Origin of the sequence: Hydrogenophaga electricum (genome assembly GCF_030160815.1) — a bacterium.
GTDB lineage: Bacteria > Pseudomonadota > Gammaproteobacteria > Burkholderiales > Burkholderiaceae_C > Hydrogenophaga > Hydrogenophaga electricum.
The window spans coordinates 25,536-36,503 of sequence record NZ_BSPB01000036.1; the positions used below are offsets into that span (position 1 = coordinate 25,536).

At 57.7% G+C, this 10,968-nt stretch carries 9 protein-coding genes; all 9 read left to right on the forward strand.

The annotated features are described in order from the left end of the window. Positions 1-6 precede the first annotated feature (6 nt). The gene (locus tag QQK43_RS16950; RefSeq protein ID WP_284308681.1) at positions 7-972 is read left to right on the forward strand and encodes a glycosyltransferase; all 966 of its coding nucleotides are present in this window, start codon (positions 7-9) and stop codon (positions 970-972) included. Then, positions 969-2,171: a hypothetical protein gene (locus QQK43_RS16955; RefSeq protein WP_284308682.1), complete on the forward strand. Its 1,203-nt coding sequence runs from the start codon at positions 969-971 to the stop codon at positions 2,169-2,171. The genes QQK43_RS16950 and QQK43_RS16955 overlap by 4 nt, the downstream gene beginning before the upstream one ends. Beyond that, positions 2,168-3,247, forward strand: a complete 1,080-nt coding sequence (locus QQK43_RS16960) for a glycosyltransferase family 4 protein (protein ID WP_284308683.1) — start codon at positions 2,168-2,170, stop codon at positions 3,245-3,247. The genes QQK43_RS16955 and QQK43_RS16960 overlap by 4 nt, the downstream gene beginning before the upstream one ends. Then, on the forward strand, positions 3,234-4,010 hold the full coding sequence (locus QQK43_RS16965) for an FkbM family methyltransferase (protein ID WP_284308685.1): 777 nt from the start codon (positions 3,234-3,236) through the stop codon (positions 4,008-4,010). The genes QQK43_RS16960 and QQK43_RS16965 overlap by 14 nt, the downstream gene beginning before the upstream one ends. Before the next feature lie 15 nt (positions 4,011-4,025). Next, entirely contained in the window at positions 4,026-5,273 is a 1,248-nt protein-coding gene (locus QQK43_RS16970; RefSeq protein ID WP_284308686.1) for a glycosyltransferase WbuB, read from the forward strand. A 122-nt stretch (positions 5,274-5,395) separates the two neighbouring features. Continuing rightward, positions 5,396-7,258: a VanZ family protein gene (locus QQK43_RS23670; protein WP_502260855.1), complete on the forward strand. Its 1,863-nt coding sequence runs from the start codon at positions 5,396-5,398 to the stop codon at positions 7,256-7,258. A 150-nt stretch (positions 7,259-7,408) separates the two neighbouring features. Next, the gene (locus QQK43_RS16980; protein WP_284308688.1) at positions 7,409-8,236 is read left to right on the forward strand and encodes a polysaccharide biosynthesis/export family protein; all 828 of its coding nucleotides are present in this window, start codon (positions 7,409-7,411) and stop codon (positions 8,234-8,236) included. 114 nt (positions 8,237-8,350) lie between these two features. Then, positions 8,351-10,762, forward strand: coding sequence for a GumC family protein (locus tag QQK43_RS16985; protein ID WP_284308690.1), 2,412 nt, complete (start codon positions 8,351-8,353; stop codon positions 10,760-10,762). A gap of 18 nt (positions 10,763-10,780) precedes the next feature. Then, positions 10,781-10,968, forward strand: a 188-nt coding sequence (locus QQK43_RS16990) for a hypothetical protein (RefSeq protein WP_284308691.1), incomplete at its 3' end; no start/stop codon positions are given.

Genomic DNA, 10,968 nt, shown 5'->3' on the forward strand with positions numbered 1-10,968 from the left:
TCAATCGTGACAGTCACTTATGGACGCAGGGCACACCTTCTCGAAAGAACGATATCGGCACTCGCGCAAAGCAGAGAATTAATAGACGCAATCATCATTGTAAATAATTTAGGTGAAATTGACAAAACCTCCAAAACGCTTGAACAATTCATAGAAAAGCCAATAATCTTAGATCTAAAAAGAAATACTGGCTCAGCGAATGGTTTTGCAGTTGGGATAGACAGAGCACTTCAAGAGAAGTCAGATTATATTTTGCTTTTAGATGACGACAATCTTTTGTTAGAAGGAAGCATCGAAAGACTTATTGAGATCATCTCATCGGCCAGAGACCCTATACACACTGTTTTAACTTGCCTTAGACGGGGAAGACGAGAGTATGCAGACGCAGCAGAACAGGGTAAGTATGGAGTTCCTAAAAATGCATTTCTTGGGTTTAGTCTTTTGAGCAAGTCAAGAGATATTTTATGGAACAGAAAGCAATCTAAGGCTGGAAAAAAATTGCTTGTTCCATTGCCTTCCGCCCCTTACGGTGGAACTCTATTCCACAGACAACTCGCGCTAGATGTTGGTTTGCCGGATAAAGACTTTTTTCTCTATTTCGACGACAAAGACTACTTTCTTCGTGCCAAAGAGGTTGGCTTTGACGTGCTATTAGTCACAGAAGCTCAGATCGAGGACATTGATACCTCTTGGAATCGAGTAATGAGGCGAGAAGGGCACTACTTGACATCAAAATTCACGAGCGAAGAAAAAGTTTACTATGTAGTAAGGAACTCAGTATTTCTGGCAAACAAGTATAAAGAAAAAGGCATTCTATTCTGGATTAATGCAGTAACACTAATATCGATCTCAGCCATAAAAACCATAATGCGAGAAGGCAACATCCTTGCGACAGCAAAACGCCTAAAGCTTATAAGTACTGCAATTAAAGCTGGGAAGGGCAGAGATCTTGGCGAGTGGAGAAAAAATTGAAGACTGCAGTCCTTGTCAATCCTTTTGCAATATTAATGACCGCATTTTCTGTGGCCTTCGCATTTGGCGCATTGCCCTGGAGCACGATTTACCCAGAACCTACAGCAGAATTTCTGCTGTTTTTCACAATACTGCTTGTCACTTGCGCACTCTTTTATCGCGCATCGAAGAATATTTTAGCCACGACATGGGTCACATCAGATCACAGCCCCAAAGTTCGATTACTGCTAATTACGTGCCTGCCATTACTAATAATAAACCTGGCATATCCAACAGAAATTCCCATCCTAGCAGGGATCCGAGGATCGTATGAATTGAGCATTAAAGAAATTGAGCTACTGCCAATTGGCTACCCCTTGGCGGCAGGTCTATTTTACTTCCTCGGAACCCAATCGCTCTATTACTACATTAGGTTCAAAAAATACAAGTACCTTGTAATATTCGCTCTTTCGCTCGCTTTTCCATTGCTGTTTGTACAAAGAGGGATTTTTGTTAGTCAACTTGCGACAGCAGCACTACTTCTGCTTATGCAAAAGAACAGAATCAGCGCAAGGCAAATATTTGCAGGCGCATGTCTTTTGTTGGTAGTAATCGCATCGTTTGGAGCAATAGGAACCATTCGCGATTCTTCAGGAAAATACTTCCGCCCCATTGAAGAAATCGGTGCAGCATCTAACGCCTACAGAGAACTCAATCTGCCGAGCGCCGTATTTTATTCATGGCTCTACCTTACCTCTCCTCTCGCGAATTTTCAAACAAATACCTCATGCGGGACATCTTCAAAATCGAAATCCAGTCTGTCTGACTTTTTTGTCGCGGAAATAATTCCCGACGTCTTAGCCAAGAGGCTAGTCGATTTAGATGCAATTGAGGAAAACTACGCAGACTGTCGAATTACTCCGACCCTCAATGTCGGAACAGCCTTTTCGCGTGCATACTCTTATTTAGAGTGGCCTGGAGTTTATGCAATATTCTTTTTACATATCATGCTATTTTTTATTTGCATGATCGGCCTCAGGCGATTAAAAAGAAGATCCAGCCCATATTATCCATACGCGGCCTCCTATTTAGCCGTTTTTTCCGCGATGACAATATTCGACAACATGATCCCAAATTCAGCCCGCTCCTTACCTCTAATCATGCCTTTTGCATTTGACACCTTGCGCAGAATTAGATTTTTCCGCGCCCCCCAGAAATGAAAACAATTGCTATTGTTGGAGCCTTCCCGCCACCTGTCCATGGGATGGCAAAAAACAATCTTTTAATTTCGGCGGAGATCTCTTCCAAAGCAAAGGTTCTAAAGGTCAACACCTCAGGAAACAGCCTACAGAGGGGAATAAAATATCACCTCACCCGTGCAATTCGCTGCATTCAATCCGTACTGTTGATAGCATTAAAACGCCCCTCTACTGTCTACATGTCAATGGATGGAGGCTTGGGGATTTTGTATAACACCCTAACGATCTCTTCTGCAAGACTATTTGCCGAAAAAATTGTCATACACCACAGAAGTTTTGCCTACTTAGACAAGCGCTCTCTGCTTGCAAGATTTGCCACGATCGTTGCCGGAAAGAACTGCCTCCACGTTTTTCTTTGTCAATGCATGCGCGATAGGTTTTTCAGTCTTTACAACAGAAAATTCCGCTCAATAGTCGTCTCAAATGCGAAGCACACACCACCACTTGAGTTCAAGAAACGTGAAAGAATTTTTGAAAAATTGTTCATTGGTCATTTGAGCAATTTATCATTCGAAAAAGGACTGAAAGAAGTCATCGACACGTATGAACAACTTGTAGAAGAAGGCATCCTCAACATAAAGCTAATTTTAGCGGGCCCTGTCGAAAACGAAGCATCTGAAGAGTTTCTTAATTTAGCCATGCTTCGCAACCCTAAAGGAATTCAGTACTTAGGGCCGGTCTACGATAGAGAAAAATTCAGCTTCTATCAGTCTATAGATTTGTTTCTATTCCCGACAAACTATAAAAACGAAGCTCAACCCAACGTGGTATTTGAGGCCTTATCACACAACGTTCCCGTTATTGCCACAGATCGAGGCTGCTTGAGAAGTGATCTGAGCAACACTATCGCGGCCGCCATATTTGATCGAGAGTCTTTTGTTTCTCGCACAAAGCAATTTATCAAAGAGATAATTTCTTCTCCAGAAACACTTGAGGCGCGACGATCAGCCGCCCATGTTTTTATATCCGCAGAGCATGAAAAATCAAGGCATGATCATAACGAATTAATTATGGAAATTCTTCATGAAACCATTTAGATCAATTTTGTGGTGGAAAAAATTACTCACTATTCTTCTCAAAAGGGATCTCAGAAAAACCCTTCTTCTTCACAATGTAGCTGCCGCGACCGAGCATCATTTCGTTCTGAAAAGCAAGGATTTTTCTTCAATCATTGACGTCGGAGCAAATCGAGGCCAATTTGCGCTTGCAGCCGCCCATTTTTGCAAATCTGCAGAAATATTCTCTTTCGAACCTCTCTCAAAGCCCACTCTTGTATTTAAGTCCGTCTTCCGAGATATCTCCAGAGTAAAGCTATTCCAAGTTGCCATTGGAAAATCCAACTCAGAGGAACAGATGCATGTCTCAGAAAAGGATGACTCGTCTTCGCTTCTTCCAATAGGAGAAATTCAAACGGAGATTTTTCCGGGAACCGGACAGGCTGGCCTCGAAACAGTTCGAGTCGCAAAGCTTTCCAGCATTCTTAATTTCAATGAAATTAGATCACCAGTTTTGTTGAAAGTAGATGTCCAAGGTTTCGAGTTGGCCGTCATCGAAGGTCTTCTTGATTGCATAGCATATTTCGATTCAATTTACATAGAATGTTCATTTGTAGAGCTATATAGAGGCCAAGGATTAGCCCACCAAGTAATAGACATCCTTCACGCCAATTCATTCAAAATAGTCGGAGTCTACAATGAGACATTTGATCGGAACGGCAGGAGTATTCAGGCAGACTTACTTTTCTCACGTATATCAGCCAAAGAACAGATAACTTCACAATCAAAAATTATTCCAAATTGATCATTATTTCTAATTGTGAAGATTCTTCTTGTACAAATTAACTTCCCTCCCGAACTAACCGGAATAGGGAAATATACCGGAGAGATGTCCAATTGGTTAGCCGACGCCGGGATTGAGACCCGAGCAATAGCCGCTCCGCCCTATTACCCGAACTGGAAGATTGCACCAAATTATAGTGGTTTACGCTATACCGCAGAAACGATCAATGGAGTGAAGGTATTCCGGGCACCCTTGTGGGTGCCATCCAAACCGAGTGGGCTAAGGCGTTTACTACATCTAGTCAGTTTTGCGCTGACCAGTTTCCCACTTCTACTATTGCAATGGCGCTGGAAACCAGACGTTATTTGGGTTGTTGAACCTCCGCTGATTTGCGCTCCAGCAATCGCAGCTTTTGCTTCACTTCGCAGATCAAAGAGCTGGCTGCATATTCAAGACTACGAAGTCGATGCAGCATTTGATTTAGGACTTGTTAAAGGAAAAACACTGCGTAACTGGCTGGGGAAAGTTGAGGGCTGGCTAATGCGTCGCTTCGATGTTGTTTCGACCATCTCAGGCCGCATGCTGGCCCGGGCCGAGGCCAAGGGCGTTGACCCAGCACGTCTGGTGAGCTTTCCCAACTGGGTGGACATCAGCGGCATCGCACCGCTGGCCGGCCCCAGCCCTTACCGCGAAGAACTGGGCCTGCCCACCGATGCGGTGGTGGTTCAGTATTCCGGCAACATGGGCAACAAGCAGGGGTTGGAGATTCTGGCCGACGTGGCCCGGCGCCTGGCGGACCATCCTCAGGTGCATTTCGTGTTTGGTGGCAACGGCTCCGGCCGGGCCGATCTGGAGGCGCGCTGTGCCGGCTTGCCTCAGGTGCGGTTCCTCGATTTGCAGCCGCTGGAGCGGCTCAGCGACTGGCTTGGCCTGGCCGACGTGCATTTGTTGCCGCAGCGCGCCGATGCCGCTGACCTGGTGATGCCTTCCAAGCTGACCGGCATGCTGGCGAGCGGGCGTCCGGTGCTGGCCACGGCCCACCCGCAGACTGAACTGGGCCGGGTGGTCGCGCACGACGCGGAATGTGGCGTGGTGGTGCCACCAGAAGACCCGGCCGCCATGGCCGACGCCTTGCGCCAACTGGTGGCCGACCCGGCCCGCCGCGCTGCGCTGGGTGCCTGCGGGCGCCGGTATGCAGAACGCGAACTGAACCGTGACGTGATACTGGCGCGCTTTGAAGCGCAGTTGAAGGCTTTGGTGGCAGAAGGCAAGCCGCAGCCGTGACGGTGCGGCCGGCCTGGGTGGCGCCTGCGGGGCGCCTGGCGTGGGTGCTGGTGGTATTGGCCGCAGTGTATGCCGTGGCCCTGTACCAGCCGGTACGCGCCTGGTACAGCAGTTGGGACAAGGTGGCCCATGGCGTCGTGTTTGCCGGTGTGTATGGCGGCCTGGCTTGGGCGCTGCGCTGGCGGCCCTGGGGCCTGGCGGTGCTGGCTGCGGCCATGGGGGCGGCGGTGGAAGTGCACCAGATGTTCATGCCCGGGTTCTCGCCCAGTTGGGCCGATTGGGCGGCGGATCTGGTGGGGATTGCGGTGGCGGCTGCGGTGTATGGGGTGGGGTTTGGGCGCGTGGATTCCCGCATTCGCGGGAATGACGGAGAGGGGCTCGGGAGCGACGGAGAGTGGGACGGGAACGACGGTCAGAGGGGCGGGGGTGACGCAAAGGCGCTCGGGAATTACGGAGAAGCGTGCGGGGATGATGGTGAGGGGTGTGGAAATGCTGGAGAAGTTGATGGGGATGGTGAAGATGGGGCGGCAGATGGAGTGCAAACGATGAATGAAGCAGTGATTTCGGCTGGGCGCATGGGCAGTGGCCGCGCGGACGGTTTGAGTGGCTTCGCTTGGGGTGCCGGTTTGGCACTGGTATTGGTGGCAACGCTGTTTCGGGCGGGCAACCGGTTTGTGCCTTTGATGGTGCTGGAGTGGCTGGCGCTGGGGGTGTTGGTGGCGCTGGTGGTGGGCTGGGCGGCTGGGCGGTCTGGGTTGGGGGCGGTGGATTCCCGCGTTCGCGGGAATGACGGGGCGGCGCACGGGAATGGCGGTGGTGGGGATTCCCGCGTTCGCGGGAATGGCGGACGTGTGGGCGGGAGTGCGCGCTGGCGGGGGGTGGCACTGGGGGTTTTGTTGACCGCGCCTTTCTGGTGGGCGGGTCTGCAGTTGTTGCCGGTGTTCGGGCCCATCAGCCAGGTGCCGGCGAGTACCTGGCTGTCGATGTTGGCGGGTTTGCCGGTGGTGGCCTGTCTGGCCCTGCCCTTGGCCGCCAATGACCGGCAGTTGCGTGCGCTGCTGTGGGCCTGGCTGGGTGTGGGCGTGTTCCAGGCCGTGCTGGGCCTGCTGCAACTGGGCTTCCCGGGCCTGCTGTTCGATCCGGATGTAAGAGCCCCCGTGCTGGGCACGTTTGGCAACCGCAACGGCCTTGCCAACTTTCTCACGATGCTGCTGCCTTTGCTGTTGCTGAACCTGCTGGGTGCCGCGCCGGGCGGGCGCCGGCGGCGGGGGCAGCCGCGCCGCTGGGGTGCGCGCTGGGGCTGGGGCGCGGCCTTGTTGCTGGTGGTGGCCTGCCTGCTGGCCACGTTGTCGCGCATGGGCATTGCCACCGGGGCGCTGGTGGTGGTGCTGGCGCTGCTGCTGTGGCGCCCGGTGGGCGAAGCTGGGCAGGGGCCTCGCGTCTGGCTGCTGGCCTTGCCGGCACTGCTGGTGGGCCTGGCGCTGCTGGCCGGTGGCTGGGAATGGCTGGCCCGGTTTGACGCCGACCGCCTGGTGGCCGACGACGCCTTGCGCGCGCTCAACCGCGCCAGCACCTGGCAGGCGGCGCAGGCTTTCTGGCCCTGGGGTTCGGGCCTGGGCACCTTCAAGCTGGTGTTCCCGCCCTTCCAGGCGCCGGAGCTCGGCGGGTGGTTTGTGAACTTTGCTCACAACGATTACCTGGAGTTGCTCATGGAAGGCGGCGTGCTGGTGCTGCCCCTGCTGCTGGCCCTGGCGGTGCTGGTGGTGCAGCGCCTGGGCCGGCTGTGGGCAACCCGCCGCCAGGGCGCGGGCCCAGGCGGTTGGCGCTCTGCCGACGCTTTGGCCTTGGCTGCCGGGCTGGCGCTGCTGGCGCAGGCGCTGCACGCCTGGGTGGACTACCCGTGGCGCATTCCGGCCAACGCCATGCTGGGGGCCTTCATGCTGGGGGTGTTTCTGCGCCGGCCGGGCCGTTCGTCAACCGAGTAACGGTGGTCTTTTCAGGGCTTTGCGGGTAGGGTGCCCCGCTAGAATGACTTTTCGCACGACTGGCCACCCACACCCCGGTGTGACGCCCTCACACCGCAGGGCATGTGGCGTGCTTCATGAGACAGGGATGTTCGCAGGATGATTGAAGGTTTGCAGCAGTTTTGGGGTCGGCCGTTGTGGCGCGGCACGGTGGTGGCCGGGGGGCTGTGTGCCCTGGCCGCCGTGGCGTCGGCGCAGGCCCAGCAGCCGCTGCAGGCGTCGGTGGACGCGAGCCGCCAGCCCGCCCTGGCCGACCCGACCACCGCCCCCAGCGCCCTGCCAGCGGCCACCCCGGGTGCCGATGGCACGCTGCCCCCGGCGGCCGATGCCGCCGCCACGGGCGAGCCGCAGCCGCTGAATTCACTGGCCGGCGTGGGCACCGACTACCGCATTGGCGCCAACGACCTGCTGGAATTCGATGTGTTCGGCGTGCCCGACATGAAGCGCACCATCCGCGTCAACTCCACCGGCCTGGTGTCGCTGCCGCTGATTGGCGCCGTGCCCCTGGCCGGGCTGACGGCCCAGCAGGCCGAGGCCTTGCTGGCCCAGCGCTATGGTGAAAAGTACCTGCAAGACCCGCAGGTGTCGCTGTTCATCAAGGAATTCACCACCCAGCGCATCACCATCGAAGGCGCGGTGCTCAAGCCGGGCATCTACCCGGTGACCGGGCAGATCACGCTGCTGCGCGCACTGGCGCTGGCCGGTGGTTATGCCCAGTACGCCGAGCTGGAACAGATCATGCTGTACCGCATGGGGGCCGACGGCAAGCAGGTGTCGCAAAGCTTCAATCTGGAGCAGGTGCGCGCCGGTGAAGTGCCCGACCCGCTGGTGCAGTCGGACGACGTGATCGTGGTCAAGCGCAACCCCAAGCGCACGGCGCTGCGCGATTCGCTGTTCCGCGACATCGTCGACACGATCAACCCCTTCTCCAACCGCTGAGGGGTGCCCCGGGAGGGCACGGTGGCGGGCCGGGTGCCACGCTACCGTCCCGCCCTGCGGATCACACGCCCCCTGCGCCTGCAGCTGTCACACCCTGTTCCGGTTATCTGAACCATGGCATCGAACGAACTGACCCCCCATCCGCAGCAGCCGCCGCAACCGCCCGGCGGTGCGCTGGCCATGCGCCAGGGCCACGCCCTGCAGACGGCGCTGTTGCAGCGCGAGGAGGCCGAAGCCCAGGCAGCCGCAGACGACGAGATCGACCTGCGGCAGATTCTGCGCACGCTGGCCAAACACAAGGGCATGATCGCCGGCATCACGCTGCTGGCGGTGCTGGCAGCGGCCATCTACACGCTGCGAGCGACGCCGCTGTACCAGTCGACGGTGACGCTGCAGATCGACCGCTCGGCACAGAAGGTGGTGGGCTTCAACACCGAGATGGAGGTGGACCAGGGCGCCGCCGCCGACCAGTTGCAGTTGCGCACGCAGACCGAGTTGCTTAAGAGCCGTTCACTGGCCGAGCGGGTGATCGACGAGCTGGGCCTGTACAAACGCGACGCCGCTGCCGTGCTGGGCGCTGCGGTACCGGCTGGCACGGGCGAAGAGCCCAACCCGCTGGACGCGGCCAACGCCGAGGTGCCGGAGCCGACCTTCTTCGCCATGCTGGCGAACAACTTCCGCCAGCTCTTCACGCCCGCCACCAACGACGAGCAGGCCATCGGCCGCGAAGAGACGATCAAGGAATTCCAGGAATCGGTGACGGTGGAGCCGGTGCGCAATTCGCGCCTGGTGGAAGTGCAGGTGCTCAACAGCGACCCGGCCCTGGCCGCGCGCATCGCCAACCAGATGGCCAAGGCGGCGATCACGGTGAGCCTGGAGCGGCGCATGGAGTCGTCGGTGTACGCGCGCCAGTACCTGGAAGACCAGATCAAGCAGGCCAAGGCCAAGCTTGAAGAGAGCGAACGCCAGATCAACGACTACGCCAAGAAGAACGAGATTCTCAATCTGGGCGACAAGGGCAACGCCACGGCGCAGACCTTTGTGGACTTCTCGGCCGCGCTGGCCAAGGCCGAGCAGGACCGCATTCGCGCCGAGGCGGTGTACAACGAACTGCGCAACCGCCCCGAAAGCGCCCCGCAGGTGCTGAACAACGAGGCGATCAAGACCTACAAGACCGAAAAGGCCCGCCTGGAAGCCGACTACGCCAAGAACCTGTCGATCTACAAGCCCGACTTCCCGGCCATGGTGCAGGCGCGGGCGCAGATTGCCGAGCTGGACAGCCGCATCAACACCGAGGTGGCCACCATCCTGGGCGGCATCAAGGCGCAGTACGAAGCGGCCAAGAGCCAGGAAGGCCTGCTGCGCACGCGCGTGGCGGCCACCCGCTCGGAAGTGCAGACTGTGCAGGACCGCAGCGTGGACATGAGCCTGCTGCAGCGCGATCTGGACACCAACCGCCAGATCTACGACACGCTGCTGCAACGCCTGAAGGAAGTGAGCGTGACGGCCAACATCGCCACCAACAACCTGTCCATCGTGGACGAGGCCAAGGTGCCGCTGTTCCCGCACAAGCCCAAGCCGCTGATCAACCTGGGCCTGGGCCTGGTGCTGGGCGCTTTCCTGGGCATGCTGGCGGCGCTGCTGCGCGAACAGCTGGACGATTCCATCAAGCACGCCGACGAGGTGGAAAGCTTCTTCCACCTGCCGCTGCTGGGCTGGATTCCGGTGACCAAGACCGCCAAGGGCAGCAACGAGGCGATCGCCCTGCAGACCCACACCGACCCGCGCGGCGCGTTCGCCGAGGCCTACCGCTCGATGCGCACGGCGCTGCAGTTCTCCACGCCCGAGGGCGCGCCCAAGCGCCTGATGGTGACGAGCTGCGGCAAGAGCGAGGGCAAGAGCACGACGGCGCTGGCGCTGGCGATCAACTTCGCGCAGCTGGGGCAGCAGGTGCTGCTGATCGACGCCGACATGCGCAAGGCTTCGCTGCACAAGTCGCTGCGCATGCCCAACGACAAGGGGCTGTCGAACCTGCTGTCGGGCGATGTGGCGGCCGAAAGCCTGATCCAGCCGACGGCGATTGCCAACCTGTCGGTCATGCTGGCCGGCCCGACGCCGCCCGATCCGGTGGAACTGCTGATGGGCCCCAAGCTGATGATGCTGCTGGACAAGGCGGCCGAGTTCGGCTTCTCGCAGGTCATCATCGACGGGCCGCCGCTGCTGGGCATTGCCGACGCCATCGTGCTGGGCAACCAGGTCCAGCACATCATCTTTGCGGTGAAGGCGGCAGAGACCAAGAAGTCGAGCATCAAGGACGGCCTGCGCCGCCTGCGCAACGCCGGGCTGGCGCCCATGGGCGTGGTGCTCACGCACGCGCGCCACGAACATTCGCCGGGTTACGGCTACGGCTACGAGAGCTACTACGGCTACGGCGACGACCACGCCGCCGGCGCCAAGCGCCCGAAGCTCGAACCGGGCCTGGCGCGGCCGGCCACCCCGGCACGCGCCGGCACCCCGGCCGCCTGATCCGGCACCGCGCACGGTATGGCCCGCGCCGCCGGCTCTGCCGCACCGATCGACGCCCAGGGCCTGCGCAAGGCCTTGCTGGACTTCGAGCGCACGCCGGGGCGCTTTGCGGTGGTGATGCGCGAGCCACGGGTGGTGTTTGAACACCCGCTGCCAGTGCTGCAACTGGCGGCCGGCCGCTCGGTGCCGGCCCTGCAGAGCCTGGG